This is a genomic window from Microbulbifer sp. GL-2, assembly GCF_007183175.1.
GTDB lineage: Bacteria > Pseudomonadota > Gammaproteobacteria > Pseudomonadales > Cellvibrionaceae > Microbulbifer.
The window spans coordinates 260,575-282,027 of sequence record NZ_AP019807.1; the positions used below are offsets into that span (position 1 = coordinate 260,575).

Here is a 21,453-nt window from a genome sequence, read left to right on the forward strand (position 1 = left end):
GCGTAGCGGCACTTTCGTACCATAAGCAATTGCAACGAACGCTAAGGTCTTTTCTATGGATAGAATCCTTTATCACTACACAAATGAAGCCGGTTATTCTGGAATCCTTGAAAGTAAATCCATTCGCCCCTCACTAAAGGCAAACAACCCAAAAGATGCCCGCTTCGGCGATGGCCAATACCTTAGTGATATAACTCCTGGCAGCAAAAGGCCGGGGCAACTATCTATGATATTTTTTAATATCCCATGGGCGGGGCACCGCTTCACTCATCACATCAATATTAATGTGAAGGGGCTGAGCGTCATTTATGGACGAGAGCATGTCCACTTGATACCAAACTCAAAACCCTTGGACATTACTGAAAGGCTGACCGGCCATGGGAAAAATTAAATCAAGGTAACTCATGTCTTCTTATATTTATTCAAAGTGGCATAACAGCCCAGAAAATTACCCAGTAGAATTCTACAGTGAACTCAACAACGATCGCTTTGAGACTAGAAAAGTAGAAATATTCAAAGATGGATCACTAGGCTTCGCCTCCCAAAAAGCCTCATCAAAAACTACGAAACTCGGTATTGCAGCTGTACCTCCTTTAAATGAAATTGCCAATCAGGCCGAGTTTGATATAAAAACCATCACACCTCAGCAATTTGAAGCCAAATGGAAGGAAGCTACAGAAAAGTGAGCATACATTATGTAAAAGGTGATGCCACTGCCCCTCGCACTGAGGGGCACGCAATAATTACTCACATATGTAATGACTTAGGAAAGTGGGGGCGAGGATTTGTATTGGCGATTAGTAAAAGGTGGAAAGAACCAGAACGCCAATACAAAGCTTGGTTCACTGGAAACCTCAGACCACAACTTGGTGATGTTCAATTCGTTACAGTAACGGAAGCACTAACAGTGGCAAATATCATTGGGCAACATGGTGTTCGCTCACCCAGAAATAAAACAGCTCCCGCACCAGTTCGCTACGATTCAATTCGAGAGGGGCTTTCATTGGTGGCTGATTATGCCCAGGAAAAGTCTGCATCAATTCATATGCCCAGAATTGGCTGTGGACTTGCGGGCGGTCAATGGGAAGAAATAGAACCCATCATAACAGGCTCTGTGGTATCAAAGGGCGTTGAAGTCTTTGTTTATGACCTGGATTAATGAAAGGACAAAAACCAAAAGGTGGCATAACGCCACCTCATTCCTCATTTCACCAATTGAGAAATGTCTACACTAGGCAAATTTGAAGAGAGCTGCACACCACCACTATAAAGATTGAAAATAGTCCGACACAGGAATGACAACCTATTCTTTAATTTACACCTAACACTTCAAAAATTCTGACACATTCGCAGCTCCACAAGTTAGCACAGTATTAGTAAAACTATGGTTTAAAAGGTCATGTCAACAATAGTTAAAAAAAATATTGATCCGCATTCGGTAATTATCGATACAAATATCCTTTTCGATTCAGACAAATCAAATGTGGTTAATGATGAGTTCGACAGATTTTGGAGCGAACATGCAGCAGAGGCTAACCTACAGCTCCTTATACCAGAAGTAGTAATTGGTGAAATCCTATTCCAACAAACTACAGCTGCACTAAAAACACTTGAGCGCGCAAACAATTCATTTACCAAGCTATCTTCATTTACTGGAGGACAATTCTCTCATAGAGCAAGTGAAGCCAGAGTTAAAAAGGAGGTGAAAAAAAGATTTGAAAAATGGGCAAAACAAAAAAAATATAAAAAGTTGATTACGCCTGTAGATTCGATTGACTGGAAGAACATGATCGAATCAGCTATATGGCGCACACCTCCATTTACTCACAACGACAAAAAAGAAGAAGAAGAGAAGGGCTTTAGGGATGCGCTAATAATGGAAACTGTAATTGAGCACTCAAATTCTGAAACTGGAAAAAAAATAGTCTTTATTACAAATGATCGGGTTTTGAGGGAGGCATCTGAAGATAGACTTAAGAACGATGAGACATTTTCAGCCTTTGAAACACTTGATGACTTCGAAGCATATCTAAGACTAGAAAAGGAGAGCTTGGAGCAATCATTTATAAAGGCAGTTGTTATAAGAGCAAGCAAAAAATTCTTTGAAAAAGGCAACCAGAATAGCCTTGTCTATACGGGTAACCTCACAAATCAGCTTAAAGAGAAATTTAAAAATAAATTTAGCAACCCTGAGCGGCTAGTCATTGAGGATTCTGAAGATGGATTCTATTCTGATGGAACATGGGCTCCCACCGGAAAGGGAATATTCGGTGTAATAACTAGACCTCAATTCCAAAGGATTGAAGGAAAAAATACATATATATGGATTTCAAAAATTAAATATACTCGAACCTATGAAGGGCAATCAGCCTTTGATGAAGAATTATACGAATGGACTCATGAAATATTTTTCGATATCTCTTGGAGATCAAATATTACTGTAAATAAGAGATTTACTAACATGGAGATAATTGATACAAAAGTTATTGAGTCAAAGTTCGAACCAAGTAGTGACCAATGATTTTTTGCAGTTGATATTTGCAGGATGCGTTCTTCACCATAGAAAAATTTAATACTCCAATTCAGTAATATAAGAGATTCAGGGGGCTCAGCCCTAACCTTCTTTACCAGCCCCCTCAGTATGGGTTGCCAGCCAATCCATACTTCTCTCAATCCCCCGCATCTGCGTAAGCGTTAGTTCTAATTCCTTTCGCAGATTCACGCCCACGGCAACAGAAAAGCTTCCAACGTATTTTTTATAGTTCAAGATGCTAATAGCGTACATCGGTCTATTGTCATAGCTCGACCGATAACGATTGATCTGTACTGGCTCTCCATCAAAAAAAATATTTCTAGTGCCCATAGCGGCCCCCTGATTACTGTATACCTATACAGTATAGATTACAGTAACCAAGGGCTGTCAACCCCAACCAGGGTAGGTTAAATTTTGAGCTGGTATTCAGTATCTGGGCATCGTTCCACCAGTACCCCGCCCCGTTCAATCGAGTATTCAGTAAACTTGCCTGTCACAATATCCAGAATTTGCAACCAGGAATAAAACTGCGCTTTTTTGGATTTAGCAATTTCTTCCGCCAGCTCCTTTGCTGCCTCTTGAGTTGGCGCAGAGTCTCTATAGCTTTTCGCACCACCATTCATCAGGTGGACTCTCTCAGCGAAAATTGCAAATCTGTTTACCTTATTTTTCATAACTTCTCTCCTTTTAAGTGTATAACCAGCTTAAGCCCGCACCGCGCTAAGCTGAGATTTCAAACTATCCGCATTACTCTTGTGCCCATTAATTGCCGCCTCTTGGGTTGGCTTCTGGCCATTCCCTGGGTGTGAGTGCGTCGCCAGGGTAGCGGCCAGGGCAGACACTACGCCAATTAAATCCTCTAGCACTTTGAGTACATTTAAAGATTCACTGCCTAACCAAACCTTGCCGCCGTCTTTTACTTTGATGGTTTGGCGAACCTTGGCAACTGACTCGCGAATATTTCCGATCTGTTCCTTTAAATCGCGGCCCGCTGAAATATTAATATCACTGGCTGTTGTAATATTTAGATTGTCCAGCGCGGATAAGTTCAGGCCGCCAGCAGATAAGAAACGTAAAGCTCCAAGGACTTCAATTATTTTTACGCCAGCCACCTCTTCTACAGAATGTTCCCGCACTTGTCGGTATTCACTGTCGCAGCTCGCTTTAATTTCGGCGGCCTCGGTAATTCTGCGTAATGATTTTTCGCGTATATCGCCGTGGGTTTCCCGGCTCCACTCTGCGCTGGCGCCCACCTTTTGCCGCACTGAATCGCTTTGCTGCCAAATTAAATCCTCACGGTCGAGCGCTGGAAGTCCTACCCCGTGTGATAACACCGTGCGAATAAATGGCTGGTTTGGTTGGCCATAAGCAAAAGCCAATTCAACCACCGTACCCGGTTGCGGGAAACCAAAGGCCCCACGCTCATTGCCTGCATATTGCAGTGGCAGCGGTACACTACGGAAAATAGGCAAGCGCTCATCGGCTTTGCCTTCAGGGGTCAACACATGCACATCCACCCCATAACGTGGGCGGAACTCTTCCGCTAATTCTGACTTTTCCATGGGGTCACTGATTGCCACCACAACTGCTAAAGATCCCTATCGAGAACAAGGTGCTCGTCATACTCCAGCTGCTTATAACTAGATATCCATTGTTAGTGCCCCTGCGGAACTGAATATTGCGCACTCTTTGCTTCCTTTGCACCACGCACTGATTATCTTGGCCCTTGCGCTTGGCTTAGCTCTGAAGTTTAAAGTACAGCTTTTAGCAGACAGTATCGTTGGTAAGTCCAAGTCAGTTGTCTGTGCTATGAAACGAGGCCTAGCTACTGGAAAAAAGAAGAAGCCGTTACACTTTTCATCTGTAATATTTTAGGGGTAACAGAAAGGTGTGACAGTGCAAAGCTAATAACCATGCGCGGCCTACAGCCATTCTGTAACACCCGCACACCTGTAACACCTTAATTTGAGAGGAGGAGCGGCCGCCCCCTCACCCCTTTAGCCGGGCTGAGACTGCGGTATCATCAACTTGTGAGATGTGAGTGAGCTATGCCTCAGCAGAATATTGAAAGGACATTACTGAATTGCTTTAGGATCTCCATTCGTAATGGATTGGGGAATCTATTTGACGGTGGTTGATTATGCCCAGGAAAAGTCTGCATCAATTCATATGCCTAGAATTGGCTGTGGGTTTGTGAGCGGTCATTGGGAAGAAATAGAACCCATCATAACAGGGTCTGTGGTATCAAAAGACGTTGAAGTTTTTGTTTATGACTTGGATTAATGAAAGGACAAAAACCAAAAAAGGTGGCAAAACGCCACCACGATTCATCTTTACTTCGCAAGATCTATTGATCTATAGAGGAGCTTCAAAAGGATCTAGACGAATGCTCGTAAATTTCAATAATGATCGCACCCATCAGCGTAAAAAGTGTTGCGGCCGCACACCAATGGCAACACTTGAAGTTGGAAAAGGCACCTGAAAGGAAAAACTCTTAAACTGAATTTGACCTGACAGAACACCTTCTGAAAAACCGGTAACTGTCAGATCAAGTCTAAACTATAAAAACTTAGTTTAACGTAATGGAAAACGTTTTGGAGACACCTTGATTTTCTGCTAAATCATAAGGTGTGATGGTGTATTCGACGGTACCTGAAGTTGGAGGGTTTTTATCTATGAACTCTGACGTGGACAATACATATTTTTTACTCCACCTGCTAAAGTGATCAGTACCTTCGAACTCAGGGCTTCTACTTATATGATATTGAATCAATTGGTGGTCATCAGTAGAACCACTCCAGCTAAGGTGTAGATGATTGCCAACTTTTTGTGAATTAAACTCAGTTACTGGTGTGGGGGGGTCGAGTCATCGTTCTTTCTGCAAAGCGGTTCTTCACGACCTAGGCCATCAGTACATTGATCTATATCATCATTCGTCCCGCCGTTTGCTTCATACTCAGTGCTCTTACCGCCAACACACATATTATTAAAACACTGATTCATGTCCTTTTGAGCGCATCCAGTACACCAAGGATAACCATAGCCATTTTCAAAGGGTAACTGACCAATGTCCCGTGCAGGCCAATAAGTGCAAACTAGTTGAAGTGCACCATCGTTATAATCACTAGAGTCGCGCCCTCCAATTGATGGGCAATTGGCAACGGCACAACCTATGTATCGAGTATTAGCTTCGCAAACTTGCCCCAAATGACCGCAATATTCTCCATGACACCCGTTAGTGTCCCAGTCATAGGAACCACTTTCTAAATACCATTCTCTTACTGCAGCCACCCAAGTATCTGAGCCATAGTTTGTAGCCGGAGGATTGCCAGGATACAATGCAACGTTTTCCGAAGCATATTTTGTAGCTGCAAGCCCCTCACTATTAAATGATGTCAAGTGCCGAACGCTATTATAAGCGTTTCTTATTGCCTCCGGGCCGCCGAAATGACCAAACCAACAGGCCTGCGCTCTTTCTCTTGCCATTTCCTCTAAAGCAGGGTCCCAAGATACTTTAACCATATTGGCGGCATTGACTGGTGAATTTAGGCCTGCTTCACCGTTCGCACACTTAGCTCGGTATTCATTGTGAGCATCAAGTAGCGCTCTTTTTTCCGATAAGGTAAAATTGTGTACTAAAACTTCCCCTTCATAAGGAGGGTTATCAACGTTGTTCTCTCCTTCGTTATTTTCTCCCTCGTTATTTTCTCCCTCGTTATTTTCTCCTTCATTGTTCCCATCGATCGGATCACTGATATCCGGGGCGCTGCCGTTCTGTTTGTCAGAATCATCACTACTACCTGATCCACCACAGGATATTAGCAATAATATGCTCAGCGATAGAGTGGCGATCTTCAGCCAGCGAGTTTTCATATCAGTGATCTCCGTGGGTGATGTTGTGTTAGTTGTTCGATCACAACATCAACAAAATAGGACGTTATCGAGTCAATCAATGGTATCAAAGACTGGCTTAAGGAATGGGTAGCCCATCGAGATTGGCACGAAATAACAGATTAAATTTTGATACCGCTCACATAGCCATCAAATAAAGTATTTGCCAATGCGCCTTTAAACTTTGATACAAGCAATACAAAAGCAATGTAGGTCCGAGCTAGGAAAGTGAAATGATAGAGAAAGCAAAACATGTTAATAATGATACGATTCGCTAACTGTTCGATAGAATCCATCGATTGTATGCTTTATTAAAGGCTGACAAGTCTGAATAGCCGAGCAGGTGTGTTATTTCAGAAACACTGTAAACATCCCGGTTCATCAGCTCGAATGCTTTATCCCTTCTTGTTTTATCTGCAATTTCTTTGAAGTTAGTGTTGCTTTCAGCGAGCTTTCTTTGAAGGGTTCGAAGGCTCATGTTAAAATGATTTGCAATCTCTTCTCTTGTCGGCATACTGTAAGGCGCCATGGCTAATAATGAGCGATAAATTGCGTCGGCCAAGTTACGCTTTCCGTGCTTAATATCGGATAAAGCAATCTCCATCTGTACAGCACGCTTTATTGAATCAAGTTCAACCCTTAATCTACTGTTCAGAAATTGATTGCTTATCACAATACCACTAAGCTCTTGATTAAACTTTAGATCTGTTTGGTAAGCATCGGCGTATTTCGATCGATACCCGACAGGACAAGAGTGAGATAAATGAACCTCCACGAAATCAGGATCACGACGGTTAGGCTCAATTGTACGTTGTGAATACTCGTCTCTGGTTATCGTTATCCAAAGTAACAGTGCAGCATCAACTTGATGATATATACAGCTTTCATCTAAATGTGCAATTAATTTGCTATGGTGGCTATCATAGGGAACAAGTTTATAGAGAATAGATTCACTGACGTAGGGCAATAATCTACACCCCTGAATTACAGTATCATAAACATCTATACATACTTTTCCTCTCTCGATTACTCCGGAATCGGCGAACTTACAAGAAAAGTCTACCCAAGTAAGCCCAAACACTGGGTCCCCAATTCGTTTCGCAGACCGTTCAAAGAACTCAGTTTCAATATGAATGGGTATTCTAGTATCAATGGAGCATTCACTTTCTAGAGAAATTCCGTATTTACGAACGTAGTAATCGGTTTCATCTACTCCGAATAAATTAGTGCTTACATTAAGGCTTCTTTTAAATTGGTCTTGTGAAAGTGTCTTCATTGTTTGCCCATACCAGCCTCAAACATATTAAATTAGCCAGTAAAGTGACGACTAAATCAAAGCATTATCTTCTATCATTAGTATTATTTCAAAATTATAGTCAACCTGGAGCCTATCAATTCACATAACATAGAGTTGTGGTTATAGTGGCACGCTAAATTTTGCCACCTGACTTTGAGTGGAAGCCGCAACCTCCTACTCAGATGAGTTATCCAGAGATAAATGGTTAAGTAATTGACCGTTTTCTCACATTTCCCACGCTACAGCCACCCAACAATTTATTCGGGGCTAGCATTTTTTATGCTGATGGTCGATTTGTACCTTCATGGCGAAATAAAACTTGGTGTACTTACAAGCCCCATACCGTCTCTGTAACGCAATGACTTGAGCTTAATAGCTAGGTCAATTGAGAACTTTGATCTGGTATCGTTCTTTCAAGGCGCGTTTTCGCTAATACAAACTCGTTTCTTGGGACTAAATGCCGACCACTCCAGTCCATCAATTCTAAATAATGGTCCAGCTGAAAGGGTAGCCTTTTCGACATGCTCAAGCGCTCACCGCCGACAAATGGAAATAGATTTTTGGGCTGCTTGCCTGAGGCTGCCGCACTAATACGCTGTTGAATCGAAGTATAATTAGACTTCTCAGGTGTTTTAGCGGTATTGGCACGGATCGGATTGAGGTCTACATAAGCCATGCAGGTGGTTAGGGATCTTTCATCCAGTAAACCCTGCGACTTAAAACGACCCTCCAAAAGCGGCCTGTACAGTTGTCTTCCGCATTGGCATAGCGGAGCGATAGATTCATTTAAACAGCGCATAAACTAGCTGATATCTATTAGACGCTTCCGTCAAAGGGATATGGCTTCTTTTAGCTTTCTTACTTCACAGTGATATAGGGTGTCGCCTCGAAGATAGCGCTGGACCAAACTGGGAGTTCTGAATAGGTTTTGCCAGCGGTTAATTAGCTCAACGAGAAACCACTAATCAGCAGCTTTCGTATCGATGTGGAGCAATATATGGTAGTGATCACTCATCACTGCATAGGCGGCAATATCCAGCGCAAAAACCTCGACCAACTTATGTATACGATTTTCAATCCATTCGCACCGATGCTTTTTATCTTTTCCAGATTTAATATCTCTACCACAAAGAAATGCACGCTGTAAACAGCGGGAAGCTCAGTGATAATAGGGTGTTGCAACAAGAGATATCTGAATGCTTCACGGTATAATCATAATTTACACATATATCAACATGTATAAACATCCAAAATTTTGTAAAATTTTACTCTTTTGTCAATGGAACTAGCGGTTTATACTTTCTATTTGGTGGGTGTCCAGAATTCTGGTAATTAGTACACTTGCATATAAATAAAGAGTTAGAAAATGGAAATTCGAGAATTTAGGGACAGTGACTGGAGTGAAGTTTGGGGGATACTAAAATCTGTATTCCAGGAAGGAGAGACTTTTCCAAACAGCCCAGATACTAGCGAGAGTGAAGCCTGGGATTATTGGATTAAAAAGCCAAAACATACGTTTGTCGCTGTTATTAATGAAACGGTGGTTGGCAGCTATCACCTTAAGGACAATCAATCAGGTTTGGGCTCTCATATTGCAAACGCTGGTTATATTGTTTGCCCGGAAAATAGGGGGGCAGGTGTGGGTCATAGCTTGGCTCAACATTCAATAGATTTTGCCGTTGACGATGGCTATTTAGCCTTACAGTTTAATCTCGTTGTATCCACCAATAAGGCTTCGATCGCCCTGTGGGAAAGATTAGGGTTTGAAACTGTTGGCACTTTACCCAAAGCATTCAATCATAAAAAAATGGGCTTTGTTAATGCTTATGTTATGTTTAAGTGGCTAGCATAACAGGTGTATGGTTTACGCGATTTCCTTTATAAGAAGAACCCTATGCCTGAAGGAAAAATAGGGATCAAAGAGTATCGCCATAAGAGGATTAAACCTAGGACGCATAATCTGGCTTCAATCCTCTCTATTGATAGCGCTGCATATGCAGTAATGAATAACCACTACTATATCGTACATTATATCGAGAAAGAAAAAGCGCTGAATTGGCCTAATAACGAGGTCGCCCCCCACTAACAAAAAAATTCAAACCTTCCAGCTTGACTCAGTACTACCATAAGGATATTTATGCCCCCGATTCAATTATCAGAGAGCCTCCTCAAATTCCTCTTTATTTTCTAATTCATAATAAAGAATATCACTCCAGTACAGACCTAAAGGTAGCTCACTCTCAATATCGTCAAACTTATCATTGAACTCGAGGCCGCAAAATGCATTTGGGGCAGCTTCTGACTTGTTTTTCGCTGCATTTATTATAATATCGGCAGATACCTCTGGGTCTTCTGGCAGTACATCAATAGCAGCTCCAGCTTCTCGGCAAGCACTAATTTCGCCTTCAACGTAGCCACGCAGGACTGCTTCTTCACTTTCATCCATGCAGTCTAGCTCGATAGTCTCAAGTAGTAGATAGCTATCCTTATGTTCTTCAAGAAATTCTAATATTTCATCTAGCATTGAATCGTGCAGATCAGGAATTTCTTTCCCGATCACTCGCAGAACCTCAATAAATTTTTTTAACCGCGCGAATCCTGGCGCAAAGTCACTACTGATAGCATAAAGCTGAGTTTTATTATCTGGTGAATCATCGTCAAAGCCATCTGACACCAGTGATGCACACAATTTTGGGTCCCCAGACATAAGCACACGATAAGTGAAGGGAATATTGTATGGCCATTCAGATAAGCCCGAGATAGTGTCGGGGCGGTCTGAGTAGGATTTTGGTTGGTTGCTGAGACTGTACAGATAAGAACGGTTTGCCATTTTTGATACTCCCTATAAATACCGGCAACGGTATAGCTTTACCACGTTATGTCCCTTCTGGATATGCAAACTATTAGATGGCAATTTCCTGAGTAGAGCAAGTCGAAAGTGAAATTATTTTTCTGTAAACACGCAGTCGATTGGTTATTGATAGCCAGTAACCTGCTCATAAAATCCAATCAGGTATAGAAATGTAGATATCCACAAATGCCCTAACGCTATAGGATCTACATTCAACCACCACTATGTTTCTCATTATGTATAAAACGCTTTTCCAATTTCGAATTGATTTTAATCAATTTCTACTCTGAATTTATCTAACTGTATCGCTGCAGAACCACTTAACTTAACCATTGGTTACCAATGCTGTTCATACAGAATTGTTTCAAATCAGGATCTGCCTTAGCCTAAACTATAAAATACCCTCATCATTCTTATAATCACTTGTCAATCTTTCCGATACACTCGCACCTCTTCCCCTGATTCTTCGAATCTAAGACTGACACAAGTGCAGCCCCCTAATTAGCAGGCTCTTGTTATTCTTGGCACTCCCTTTCCTCCAATACACCACCTCTCTTGATTGAGTACTCGGTATAGCTCCCAGTCACAATATCAAGGATTTGTAGCCAGGAATAAAACTCCGCTTTCTCGGATTTAGCAATTTCCGCTGCTAGCTCCACTGCCGCCTCATCAGTTGGAGCGGAGCCTCTAAAACTTTTTGCACCGCCATTCATTAAATGAATACGCTCGGCAAAGATTGCAAACCTATTGATCGTTCTTCCCATGTCCTTTCTCCGGTTAAGTTTCCCTGGCCATCCGTTAGCCATTCAATAGTGCTAAGAGCAACGCCAGATTAAGCACTCAACTCCTTAAATTCTGATTCCAACCAAGCCATACTGCGCTCAACTTCCCGCATCTGCCTTAGAGTCAGTTCCAGTTCTTCACGCAAATTTACACCCACAGAAACCGAAAAGCTGCGTACATACTTTGTATAGTTAAGAATACAGATGGCGTACATTGGTCGGTTGTCATAGTCCGACCGATAGCGGCATATCCGGATCGGCTCTCCGTCGAAAATGATGTTTCTGGTTCCCATGACTACCTCCAAGCGGAATACTGTATATACATACAGTATATGATACAGGGCTCAGGGTCTGTCAAGATAGCCCGCGTGCCCTTCTTCCCAGTGAAGCCCCAGCCTAGCCAGGAATTTTGGTCATTGGTGGGTTGTCGCTGTCTGTAGTGCTGTGCGCGTACTTCGCCGCAGTAGCGGTAATAGCGCAGGTTACCTTTATCAGGTTATCCACCATATGCAGTACAAAAAGCGATCAGAAACCTCTTTTGATCGAATAATAGTCAGGTAGGCGTTAACCGAAGAATCAGCAGTAAGTAGTGCATGGATTTGATCATCCAATCTGCTCTGGCGTTAAGTGGAGTGGATGTACTCGTAGATGTGGGTCTGGTTAACTATCAGGCTCAAAGGATTGGCTTTAGTGATCTGGAGGCGCTTTGGCTATCAGTCTTTGAGAGTGGATTGCTATGCCTCTAACATCTGAGGATTTTTAGACAGCCAGCTTCATACTAATCCAGATAGCTGATAGAGAATGGCTGTGGTTCGCGGTAGCTCTGGGTTATCCACACTTCCCCACGATGGGGGCTATGAATTACCAACATAAATTCAATACCGTAGTCGACTTGCACAATATCAATGGTACCAGGCGTTATTGGGTACTCATCTTCATCACCCTGGTAGCAGTAAGGAAAACCGTCTTCATTAGCTCCGTACGAGTCTGCTTCCCCAAAGTCAATCTCTAGTAGAAAGTATCGAAATTACTGCGGTAGAAAAATATTGTACTGTTGTTCGATACTATAAACCTCTTGCTCTGAGAAAAGGCGGAAATCATATTTCCAACATTTTGCACCAAACAAGGAGCAGTCTTTACCCAAAGTGCTCAATTTTCTGATTAGTTGTTTGATTTTCAGCAGTCGGTTTTCTATCTCTCTACTAATCATATCTTCGATATTTACAATTTTCAGAAGTTAAAGCATCGGCTGTACCATAACTGTAAACTGAGCAGCTGATAAACCTGCATCGCGCTTTGAGCTTCAGTAACTTAGAGTTGAAATAAGAATACTTTAATTAGCTAACCACTAAACACCTCATTAAATGCAGACCACAATCTAGTTGCATAGCAAGCAGCCATAAATTGACCCAGAAGAAAAGAAGCTATGCAATAGATTCTATAAATTCTTATCTACTCAATAAATCAGGGAATGCATTTAAAATTTAGATTACTGATTCCAGTTATCTTGGTCCACCCAACCTCTTCCGAATGTAAATCTAACAGTAGTAATCAAGCCTGGATCAGACCAACAATCTAAAAACCGTGCAATAGCAAATGCGTATAGGAAGATAGGCACCAAAATGATCTTATTGGAATTTATTAAGATTGTATTCAGTGTCAAAAATGCGTAAGGTAAATAGATATTTATCAATATTTTGGGCCATAACTGAGCAAGCTTTTATTAGCGAATAACTCGGAATCAAAAGGCTTAAAACTTTGTAAATGGCCCAATCTCGCAAAGGAGAACGGTAGCGTGACATAAAAGTAAGTAAAAGGCGCTGACCCAAGGTGCGCTAACACCTGGGGCCAGCTAACCAAATTGATAAGCAACCTATCAAAGTGGCTGTAATGGATGATACGCTAGAAACCCGCTTGTCTTCAATAAAGTGGAGCACATTCAGTAACTTGAAAGGCTTTTTCAGGTTCTGGGAGCGTTGTATCCGCCTTTTCTACTTTTACGCCTACCGTTCCCGCGCCCCACCTCGTATTGCCTCAAAACGGCACTCTCTAAGCTTTCCCACAGCGGAAGGTCTCCCCATGGTTTAAGTATCAATAGGAAATAGATATGTTAATTTTAACTCGTCGGATTGGCCAAAACCTCAGGATTGGAGCAAACGTTTCAATCGTAGTCTTAGATATCAAAGGTAATCACGTGAGGGTGGGGATAGAGGCCCCCAAGTCCTTGTCCGTTCACCGTGAAGAAATTTATATGCGTATCCAGAGGGAACGGGAGATGGGCAATGGGGATCGTTGACTGACAGACTCTCCCTGTGATGGCCTACTCCATGAATCTAAATTCCATAGCGAATAGCTCTGCGGTTTTATAGTTCTGTATAAGGTTCCAATGGATATTCCTTACAAGCATACACCCAGGAAGGGAAACATTGGCCCTGAGACTACACTCCGCAGAAGCCCGCAAAGCGGGCACCCACAGGAGTAGTTTGCTATGCGAGCGATCATCAGGTTTATATTCAGTTGTCAATTAAATATATCCGGTTCATAACGGTGACGGAACTCTTTTGCTGATTCTGCCACTTTCATTGAGCCACAGATTGCTACCACTCTGGCAACCAATGGCAAATATACTCCGCTTTTATCTACAGGCATGGCCGATTGATTAAACACTTTTTTAAAGTATTCGATCCCAATGCTACAAACGATGAGGCTGTCTAGTGGCAAGGATAATTGAACCAATGCGATATTTAAATAAATTTGATTTATTTGGGCTGCAAGCTGCAAGCTGCAAGCTGCAAGCTGCAAGCTGCAAGCTGCAAGCTGCAAGAGGGTGTTATTGATCTGGTTGAAATATCACTAGATAATCTGTGTACTATTTGGTGTTTTAATTCCATCCCTGCAATATCAAGAAGGATGTCTATGTTCTGGGTAATTGATACTAAAGTAAAAGTTTTGCCACAAAGCTCGTTACCCCAAGATGGTAGCACTTTCTATTTTGGCCGCTCTATTGTTCCGGACGAATCTAGAGAAAATGCTGTAGCTCGATTGACCGCCACACTTGAAGAAGACTTCATGTTAGTGGAGGAAGTTTCCAGGGTGGCTACATATGATAGCCAGCAGTGGGATACTGAAGCTGATGAAGATTACGAGACCAAGGAGTCCTATGAGGAAGCCAGGCAGACTGGGGGGATCGTATTCGGCTGTTTTGCATCAGAGCTTTCAATGGAGGATTAATTGTGTCAAAGGGAGCAATGACAATAGCCGAGGGAAGTCAGGCTAGCAAATATAAAACTGATGCAACACTTATCTTAAATAGAATACAAGAGCGACAGTATGTTCTTCGTACTGCTTTTGATTCACTATCAGTCTGGAAAACTAAGTACGCCGTCAATGTTTCACCATTCTATCCGCGCCTTAAAACGAACATAAAAGTAGCGGCCTCTAGCTTCAGGATGCATCGACCATTTTGAGGCTATCTATATTATCAGATGCACCCACCTCCCCGTTAAGTCAGCATATAGAAATACCATATGTAACTCGGCAGCTTTACGAGTAAAATCGCTGAGAGGCACTTTCACACTCGCTATGTGGAATCTCACGCAGATACTCAAATAGGGTGATTAAATTTAGCTAGTGTATTACCTAAGAGTTGCTGGGCAGCGGGTAAGTGGTATCTCACTTATCAATGCAGAACTCTCTAATGGTAGTAGCAATTTAAAACACTTAGATTGGATGCCTTATAAGGGTATCAGCATAGATATCAGGACAGGCACCCTATTCCAAGTAGTTTAGCCTGATAACCGAGAGTAGCTATATCCGGGCCTGGGTAAACAATTGTTACTTGAATATGAAAAGCTCACAGCATAAAGTGTGCACAAATGAGCCAGCAGGTCATATCGCCATTCTGAGCATTAGGCCTCTCAATATTACTGGATTCTCAAATGGAAAAAATTGCCATACTTGTTGATGTACAAAATGTTTATTACACATGCAGGCAAATCTATAAACGAAACTTTGATTACAATAAGTTTTGGTCCGAAGTGACGGGGGGAAGAGAAGTGGTTAAGGCGGCGGCTTATGCCATCGACCGTGGCGACAGAAAACAGTATGAATTTCAAAATATTTTGAGATCTATTGGTTTTGAAGTGAAATTAAAACCCTTTACGCAAAGATCCGATGGCTCCGCCAAGGGTGATTGGGACGTAGGGATAACTATTGACGCCATAGAATATTCAAACCTGGTAGATACTATAGTTTTAGTCTCGGGAGATGGTGACTTTGACATTCTTGCTCATAAACTTAGATTAGACCGAGGCAAGAAAGTTGAAGTATATGGCGTACCAGAGTTGACAGCTGCCTCATTGGTTAATGCAGCGAGTAAATTCACCCCAATTGAAAATAAGCTGTTACTCTAATTACTATCTAAAACAGTAGATGGCTCTCATATGCAACTGTAGTCATCTACTGCGTTCTTTTCTTCTTAATGAGGGCTAATACGCTACATCAAGCGATAACTGCTCAATGTGAAATATACATATGATTAGCAACTCATTTGAAACAATTGCGCTCAAAGCAACATCCTTTCCAATTTTGTAATTTAAGGATAAAACTCTATCCTGGAGGACAAAGAAAAAGTACTTCCAGCTGGCTTCATACAGACTACCGATTAGTACGCTCTAGTCAAGGACCTAACAAAGTGAAGAATTTACTGATTACAGGTTTAATCCTCTTCTCCATGGTTACTCAAGCAACTGAGAATGTAGATGTTTGCCCAAACTTAGATCTTGATATACCAGAATCTAAGGCCACGCCAACAATAAAGACCATACCTGTGCTTCCTAAAGGGAATGGCAAGTACTTACCAGCATGTATAGTGGTTTCGTTTGAATTAGCAGAGATTTCGAAATCAGAAGGTAGAGGACTCATTCCCAGAAAAATAAAGATCGAAGGTTCCTCAAACAAAGCGTGGGACAAACCCATGGAAGTCGCCGTATCTAGATGGCTTTATCTATCAAAAGGTATAGAGTATCGTGGGCGTCAATATGTGATCTATAGGATTCCGGCACAAGCTCCATAGCCGCGTGATACAGATAGGCACCTTTAGTTAAAAGGGTAAGTGTAAATGGAAAGTGAATGAACACATTATACGTAATCGGAGCACTATTATTTAGTGTAGTGATTTATGCTGTTATTAATCATATCAAAATGAAAAAGCTATCCAGAGAACGTGGGAAAGCAAACATCTGTCAGTACGTCAAATCTTTTGACTGCCGTAACGTCGACACAAAGATTATGCGTGAAGTTTGGAATGAGGTTCAGCTTTATCTAGGTAATTTAAATGGGAAACCTTTCCCAATTCTAGCCAATGATATGTTCGAGGGTACATACAATATGCATCCAGACGACCTGGATGATATATATTGGGCAGTCGCTGACCGATTAGGCATAGATACAGGGAACCCTGAACAAAACCCCTACTTTAATCAGGTTACATCAGTTAAAAATCTCGTATTATTTCTCAATCATCAGCCGCGAAGCGGGATTACATAGCTGGAAAAAGCAACCAATAAAGATATTAGTATATGTAAATAATTCTATATAACTGCCCCTGCAAATTCGTTACTAATACTCGATTAACTTAATCATGAGCCGGTATAATCACAACTACTAACTATTAGATAGCGACTTCTATCGAAAAAATATATTGAAATACATTTTAAGTGGTGAGTATCAATACACCTATTTATATCGATATCTCTCTTAGCTCTGCAAAACGAGTCTGGTTTAAGACACCATTTTGTCTTTCATAACGAATAAGATTAGCGAGGCAAATGACGAATTGGGGAGACATTATCTTCGAATAACACATGTCGCCGCCGAAATGTTTTGCCTTCAAGGTATTCCGGCTTACTGATCCTGTCCATTCGAAAATGGCGGAAGTCTTTGCGTGCGGGATCCCAAGCTACCAAATACCATAGTGGTGGTAAAATGAGCATAGCTTGTGGCTCAACAACCCTGCTGGTTACAGACCCCTTTGCGTCACAGTACTGGAAACTTAGTTGTAGCCGTTGGAGAAAAGCTGCCTCAAAAGTGGGTAGCAGGGCGGGCTCCATCTCTTGAATATTTGAGATGTCTACCTGCGGTGAAAGCTTACCGATATATAAGCAGTCCAAAAACCGGCGTAAGTCACGCACTTTGTCCGGTGGCAAAGCTTTCTCTATTTTGGCAAGACCGGCATCTGCGAGACCTGAAAAAGGTAAATTCCCGGCCGCACGCATTGATGCAACACTGATAAGAAGAGCAAAGACTTCGGCAACCGAGAGACGCGCTGTGGTTTGAACCGATTGCGGGTCTAGTTGCAGGCCGCCCCCAGGACCAGGGTCAGAATGAATAACAAAGCCCTCATCGCGCAGTGCGCTAATGTCACGCAACACTGTACGCCTGGATACACCGACCTCTTCTGCTAGGTCAGCAATCGTAGAAGTACCATTTCGGCGAAGGCTGCGCACGATGGCGTCTTGTCGAAGGCGAACACTCATTTTGTAAGAATATGATTAAATGGTGACATTATTTGGCACCATTGGATTTTAATCTATGGCCGTTCATTTCAGCAATGGAGTTCTGAAATTACAACGCACACCCGTAATCCCAAGGGAGAGAAAGGGTCCATCCGGTATATGCGGCGTTACTTGAGCCATCCAAGAAAGGAGAAGTAAATTGTTTAATCTAACCGATTTCCCTAAGCCCACTCTTATTTCAATCAACGGCGTTGAGTTAGAAGTCTTTGAAGCAGGCCAGCAAAGTACGGAAAACCCAATTGTGCTTTGTCACGGCTGGCCAGAGCATGCCTATTCCTGGCGCCATCAGGTGCCCGCACTAGCCGCAGCGGGCTACCATGTTATCGTTCCAAACCAGCGGGGTTATGGCAACTCATCCCGTCCTTCCGGCGTAACTGACTACGACATTAAAAACTTGTCGGATGACCTCGTCGCACTGCTTGACCACTATGGATACAAAGATGCCACCTTTATCGGCCATGATTGGGGGGCAATGGTGGTTTGGGGGCTTGCGCTATTATATCCAACCCGGGTAAATAAAGTTATAAACATGGCCTTACCCTACCAGGCTCGCACTGAAAAGCCTTGGGTCGAGTTTATGGAGGAATTTCTAGGAAGCGACTATTACATCGTTCACTTTAACCGACAGCCAGGCATTGCGGACACTGTGTTAGACGCAAATACTTCCCAGTTCCTTCGCAATATATTCCGCAAGAACGTACCTCCAGCACCACCAGAGCCTGGAATGATGATGATCGATCTCGCCAGAGCAGAAGCGCCACTTGGCGAGCCCTTAATGAGTGATAGCGAACTGGCTGTTTTTATTTCCGCATTTGAGAAAACAGGGTTCATGAGCAGTATAAATTGGTATAGAAATCTTGATCGCAATTGGCAAATCTTGGCAGATGTAGACCCAATCATTCAAAAGCCAGCACTCATGATTTACGGCGATCGAGATTTGATCCCCAAAGCCCAAAACCTAAAAGAGTTCGTTCCCAATGTTGATATAATCAACCTCGACTGCGGCCATTGGATTCAACAGGAGAAACCTGAAGAAACAAATCAGATAATTTTAAAGTGGCTAGAACAACAGGATGCCACTTAGCTCAAAAGCCCACTTGATATAAAAAATATCTCTGAAATTATCTGAGTAATTTATGGATGTAGTAAAATCTACGACTTTCCATTACTCAGATACTTTTCTCGTACTTGATTAATCATGCCACCAGCCTCTAGCACCTCAATTTCATCCGCTGACAGGTCACTGCGCAGATTAATACTCTCGCCAGATGACTTAATCAAAAGCTTTACAGAATTGTTTGACTTCAATTGTGCTATTGGCTTGTCAATCTCAAGAGTTGAATCTTGCTCAAGTCGGTCGTAATCATCAAAGTTCTCAAAAAGTAGTGGCAGCACACCAAAGTTAATGAGATTACGCCGATGGATACGAGCCATGCTTTTTGCGATTATGCACCTTACGCCAAGAAACCGTGAAGATACCGCTGCATGTTCACGGCTGGAGCCTTGCCCATAATTTTCACCACCAACAACGAAACAGTCACCATTTAATTTTATCGCCCGCTGGTAAAAATTTTCATCGATACGGGAAAATGTATAGCGACTAATGGCGGGTATGTTTGAGCGCAAAGGTAAAATCTCCGCTCCGGCAGGCAGTATTTCATCCGTAGAGACGTTGTCACCCGCTTTCAGTAATAGCGGACCCGTTAAGATGTCCGGAAGCTTATCAAAGTTTGGTAACGGTTTGATATTCGGACCTTTAATCAGTTCAACTGCTACAGGGATTTCTTGGGGTGGTTGAAGTAATGGTCTTATATCTGGCAGATATTCCGGCTCACTAAAGCTGGGATAGTCCATGTCCAGGTCACGAGGATCGGTGATCACGCCCTTCAGTGCACTGGCAGTGGCAGTTTCAGGGCTGCATAAATAGACTTGGTCATCTGCTGTGCCGGATCGACCAGGGAAATTACGTGGCACAGTTCGTAGACTGAGACGGCCAGTGGCGGGAGCTTGCCCCATACCAATACAGCCGCCACAGCCTGTTTGGTGCAAGCGCGCACCAACTTCAAGTAGTTTTGTGAGATCGCCACTCCGGCTAAGCTCTTCGAGCAATTGGCGCGAGGTTGGGTTGATATCAAAAGAGACATCGTCGGCTAAACGACGACCTGCGACAATGCGCGCTGGTATGGCGAAATCCCGCAGCCCCGGGTTAGCAGAAGAGCCAATATAGCTCTGGTAAATAGGGCGGCCCGCCACCTCACGTACGGTTACCACTTTATCTGGGCTGGATGGGCAGGCGATTAGCGGCTCAAGATCAGATAAATTGATAGTATCCTCTTCGTCATAGCTCGCACCCTCATCGGCTTTCATTTCTACAAAATCGCTTTCTCGGTGCTGCTGTTTGAGAAAGGCTTTCACAGCTTCATCGGCGGGAAAAACACTGGCAGTGGTACCCATCTCCTGCCCCATATTGGCAATCACATGACGGTCCATCGCGGTCAGATTGGCGAGGCCTGGGCCGTGATACTCGACAATCTTATTCACACAGCCCTTAACTGTTTGTCGGCGCAACATTTCCAGGATTATGTCTTTGGCACTGACCCATGGCGGTAATTCACCCTCAAGCTTTACACCGAGCACTTTCGGCATTTTCAGCGCAAAGGGAACGCCAGCTATAGCCATGGCCACCTGTAAGCCACCGGCACCAATAGCCAGCATGCCCATAGAGCCGGCCGCACATGTATGGCTATCGGCGCCAAGTAACGTCTTTCCGGGGATATCAAAGCAAGCCATATGTACCGGGTGGCTTACACCATTACCGGGACGTGAAAACCAAAGTCCAAATTTGCGACAGGCGCTTTGCAGGAACAGGTGATCATCAGCGTTTTTGAAGTCCGTCTGTAGGAGGTTGTGGTCTACATACTGTGCGGAAAGCTCAGTCTTGATTTGCGATAAACCAAGCGCTTCTAGCTCTAACATTACCAGAGTGCCGGTGCCATCTTGAGCCAGCGTCTGGTCAATCTTTATCTCTATTGGACTGCCGGGTTCCAATGAACCGCTCACGAGATGGCTCTTGATCAGTTTCTGTGCGAGGTTCATAGCCATAATGGGTACCCTTCCTTAAGTTCGGAAGCTCCATCTATGGCGCTTCCAGGCCATGGTCATTGTAGTTCGACATTTGATAGATATTATATTCTGCCGTATCTACTGGGCTAAATAGGCGTCAGGGCGATAGCCTTCTGCCAACCAGAAGGTATTCTGGTCTATTCAGCACCTTAAATATCAGCCTTTTTCACCCCCTATTTATTAGGGACTGATCATATCCCCAATATGGCACTCTACGGATAAAATTGTTGACTAGTCTTATCTCTAGGATAAAAAGTAAACATCTACATTTCCAAGTTAAATTATGAGGTAAGGATGTCCATTAAAGAATGAAATTTTTCTCGGTGAATTTGATGTATTGTGTTGTATTCTGTCTAGAAGAAGATAAGAGGGAATTTTAGATTATTTCACTTCTTCCAAAA

The 21,453-nt window shown here is 42.8% G+C and carries 25 protein-coding genes and 1 pseudogene; 14 read left to right on the top strand and 12 right to left on the bottom strand.

Annotated elements, in window-relative coordinates:
- The first annotated feature begins 55 nt into the window (after positions 1 to 55).
- From GL2_RS01160 to GL2_RS01175, 4 genes are all read left to right on the top strand, one after another.
- A complete protein-coding gene (locus tag GL2_RS01160) occupies positions 56 to 391 on the top strand; it encodes an HYD1 signature containing ADP-ribosyltransferase family protein (protein WP_143728904.1) in 336 nt (111 codons plus the stop codon).
- Between the two features lie 13 nt (positions 392 to 404).
- A complete protein-coding gene (locus tag GL2_RS01165) occupies positions 405 to 686 on the top strand; it encodes a hypothetical protein (RefSeq protein WP_143728905.1) in 282 nt (93 codons plus the stop codon).
- Entirely contained in the window at positions 662 to 1,159 is a 498-nt protein-coding gene (locus tag GL2_RS01170; RefSeq protein WP_143728906.1) for a macro domain-containing protein, read from the top strand. Before GL2_RS01165 ends, GL2_RS01170 begins: the two co-directional genes overlap by 25 nt.
- A gap of 240 nt (positions 1,160 to 1,399) precedes the next feature.
- A complete protein-coding gene (locus GL2_RS01175) occupies positions 1,400 to 2,521 on the top strand; it encodes a PIN domain-containing protein (RefSeq protein WP_143728907.1) in 1,122 nt (373 codons plus the stop codon).
- A gap of 93 nt (positions 2,522 to 2,614) precedes the next feature.
- Here GL2_RS01175 and GL2_RS01180 read toward each other — a convergent pair whose 3' ends face one another.
- The 3 genes from GL2_RS01180 to GL2_RS01190 form a co-directional block, all read right to left on the bottom strand.
- Entirely contained in the window at positions 2,615 to 2,863 is a 249-nt protein-coding gene (locus GL2_RS01180) for a hypothetical protein (RefSeq protein WP_143728908.1), read from the bottom strand.
- Positions 2,864 to 2,940: 77 nt separating this feature from the next.
- On the bottom strand, positions 2,941 to 3,207 hold the full coding sequence (locus GL2_RS01185) for a hypothetical protein (protein ID WP_143728909.1): 267 nt from the start codon (positions 3,205 to 3,207) through the stop codon (positions 2,941 to 2,943).
- 30 nt (positions 3,208 to 3,237) lie between these two features.
- Positions 3,238 to 4,095 carry a hypothetical protein gene (locus GL2_RS01190; protein WP_143728910.1) on the bottom strand — a complete coding sequence of 286 codons (858 nt, stop codon included), beginning with the start codon at positions 4,093 to 4,095 and terminating at the stop codon, positions 3,238 to 3,240.
- A gap of 544 nt (positions 4,096 to 4,639) precedes the next feature.
- Here GL2_RS01190 and GL2_RS21365 point away from each other — a divergent pair.
- Both GL2_RS21365 and GL2_RS21785 read left to right on the top strand, forming a co-directional pair.
- On the top strand, positions 4,640 to 4,816 hold the full coding sequence (locus GL2_RS21365; RefSeq protein WP_172621016.1) for a hypothetical protein: 177 nt from the start codon (positions 4,640 to 4,642) through the stop codon (positions 4,814 to 4,816).
- A 71-nt stretch (positions 4,817 to 4,887) separates the two neighbouring features.
- Positions 4,888 to 5,015, top strand: a pseudogene (locus GL2_RS21785) (IS481 family transposase); the annotation flags it as partial.
- Positions 5,016 to 5,377: 362 nt separating this feature from the next.
- Here GL2_RS21785 and GL2_RS01195 read toward each other — a convergent pair.
- The 3 genes from GL2_RS01195 to GL2_RS01205 form a co-directional block, all read right to left on the bottom strand.
- Complete coding sequence (locus GL2_RS01195; RefSeq protein ID WP_143728911.1) at positions 5,378 to 6,406, bottom strand: CAP domain-containing protein; 1,029 nt, start codon at positions 6,404 to 6,406, stop codon at positions 5,378 to 5,380.
- Between the two features lie 292 nt (positions 6,407 to 6,698).
- Positions 6,699 to 7,700: a helix-turn-helix transcriptional regulator gene (locus tag GL2_RS01200; protein ID WP_143728912.1), complete on the bottom strand. Its 1,002-nt coding sequence runs from the start codon at positions 7,698 to 7,700 to the stop codon at positions 6,699 to 6,701.
- A 397-nt stretch (positions 7,701 to 8,097) separates the two neighbouring features.
- Entirely contained in the window at positions 8,098 to 8,397 is a 300-nt protein-coding gene (locus GL2_RS01205) for a hypothetical protein (RefSeq protein ID WP_143728913.1), read from the bottom strand.
- A 690-nt stretch (positions 8,398 to 9,087) separates the two neighbouring features.
- Between GL2_RS01205 and GL2_RS01210 the strand changes: the two genes are divergently transcribed.
- Positions 9,088 to 9,573: a GNAT family N-acetyltransferase gene (locus tag GL2_RS01210; RefSeq protein ID WP_143728914.1), complete on the top strand. Its 486-nt coding sequence runs from the start codon at positions 9,088 to 9,090 to the stop codon at positions 9,571 to 9,573.
- 303 nt (positions 9,574 to 9,876) lie between these two features.
- Here the strand turns inward: GL2_RS01210 and GL2_RS01215 are convergent, their stop codons facing one another.
- The 3 genes from GL2_RS01215 to GL2_RS01225 form a co-directional block, all read right to left on the bottom strand.
- On the bottom strand, positions 9,877 to 10,551 hold the full coding sequence (locus tag GL2_RS01215; protein ID WP_143728915.1) for a hypothetical protein: 675 nt from the start codon (positions 10,549 to 10,551) through the stop codon (positions 9,877 to 9,879).
- A 536-nt stretch (positions 10,552 to 11,087) separates the two neighbouring features.
- Positions 11,088 to 11,336 carry a hypothetical protein gene (locus GL2_RS01220; RefSeq protein WP_143728916.1) on the bottom strand — a complete coding sequence of 83 codons (249 nt, stop codon included), beginning with the start codon at positions 11,334 to 11,336 and terminating at the stop codon, positions 11,088 to 11,090.
- 68 nt (positions 11,337 to 11,404) lie between these two features.
- Positions 11,405 to 11,647 carry a hypothetical protein gene (locus GL2_RS01225; RefSeq protein ID WP_143728917.1) on the bottom strand — a complete coding sequence of 81 codons (243 nt, stop codon included), beginning with the start codon at positions 11,645 to 11,647 and terminating at the stop codon, positions 11,405 to 11,407.
- 300 nt (positions 11,648 to 11,947) lie between these two features.
- Here GL2_RS01225 and GL2_RS21370 point away from each other — a divergent pair, with 300 nt between their 5' ends.
- Both GL2_RS21370 and csrA read left to right on the top strand, forming a co-directional pair.
- Positions 11,948 to 12,100 carry a hypothetical protein gene (locus GL2_RS21370; RefSeq protein ID WP_172621017.1) on the top strand — a complete coding sequence of 51 codons (153 nt, stop codon included), beginning with the start codon at positions 11,948 to 11,950 and terminating at the stop codon, positions 12,098 to 12,100.
- Between the two features lie 1,361 nt (positions 12,101 to 13,461).
- On the top strand, positions 13,462 to 13,650 hold the full coding sequence (gene csrA, locus GL2_RS01230; RefSeq protein ID WP_143728918.1) for a carbon storage regulator CsrA: 189 nt from the start codon (positions 13,462 to 13,464) through the stop codon (positions 13,648 to 13,650).
- Between the two features lie 224 nt (positions 13,651 to 13,874).
- Here csrA and GL2_RS01235 read toward each other — a convergent pair whose 3' ends face one another.
- The gene (locus GL2_RS01235) at positions 13,875 to 14,156 is read right to left on the bottom strand and encodes a hypothetical protein (RefSeq protein WP_143728919.1); all 282 of its coding nucleotides are present in this window, start codon (positions 14,154 to 14,156) and stop codon (positions 13,875 to 13,877) included.
- 114 nt (positions 14,157 to 14,270) lie between these two features.
- Between GL2_RS01235 and GL2_RS01240 the strand changes: the two genes are divergently transcribed.
- From GL2_RS01240 to GL2_RS01255, 4 genes are all read left to right on the top strand, one after another.
- Complete coding sequence (locus GL2_RS01240) at positions 14,271 to 14,585, top strand: hypothetical protein (protein ID WP_232053728.1); 315 nt, start codon at positions 14,271 to 14,273, stop codon at positions 14,583 to 14,585.
- A gap of 707 nt (positions 14,586 to 15,292) precedes the next feature.
- On the top strand, positions 15,293 to 15,766 hold the full coding sequence (locus tag GL2_RS01245; RefSeq protein WP_143728921.1) for an NYN domain-containing protein: 474 nt from the start codon (positions 15,293 to 15,295) through the stop codon (positions 15,764 to 15,766).
- Between the two features lie 137 nt (positions 15,767 to 15,903).
- Positions 15,904 to 16,428 (top strand): hypothetical protein, encoded by a 525-nt coding sequence (locus GL2_RS01250; protein ID WP_143728922.1) that lies wholly within the window; start codon positions 15,904 to 15,906, stop codon positions 16,426 to 16,428.
- Between the two features lie 56 nt (positions 16,429 to 16,484).
- Entirely contained in the window at positions 16,485 to 16,901 is a 417-nt protein-coding gene (locus GL2_RS01255; RefSeq protein WP_143728923.1) for a hypothetical protein, read from the top strand.
- Positions 16,902 to 17,170: 269 nt separating this feature from the next.
- Here the strand turns inward: GL2_RS01255 and GL2_RS01260 are convergent, their stop codons facing one another.
- Complete coding sequence (locus tag GL2_RS01260) at positions 17,171 to 17,890, bottom strand: YafY family protein (protein WP_143728924.1); 720 nt, start codon at positions 17,888 to 17,890, stop codon at positions 17,171 to 17,173.
- 178 nt (positions 17,891 to 18,068) lie between these two features.
- Between GL2_RS01260 and GL2_RS01265 the strand changes: the two genes are divergently transcribed.
- Positions 18,069 to 19,013, top strand: coding sequence for an alpha/beta fold hydrolase (locus GL2_RS01265; protein ID WP_143728925.1), 945 nt, complete (start codon positions 18,069 to 18,071; stop codon positions 19,011 to 19,013).
- A gap of 68 nt (positions 19,014 to 19,081) precedes the next feature.
- Here GL2_RS01265 and GL2_RS01270 read toward each other — a convergent pair whose 3' ends face one another.
- The gene (locus GL2_RS01270; RefSeq protein WP_143728926.1) at positions 19,082 to 21,031 is read right to left on the bottom strand and encodes an aconitate hydratase; all 1,950 of its coding nucleotides are present in this window, start codon (positions 21,029 to 21,031) and stop codon (positions 19,082 to 19,084) included.
- Positions 21,032 to 21,453: the final 422 nt, after the last annotated feature.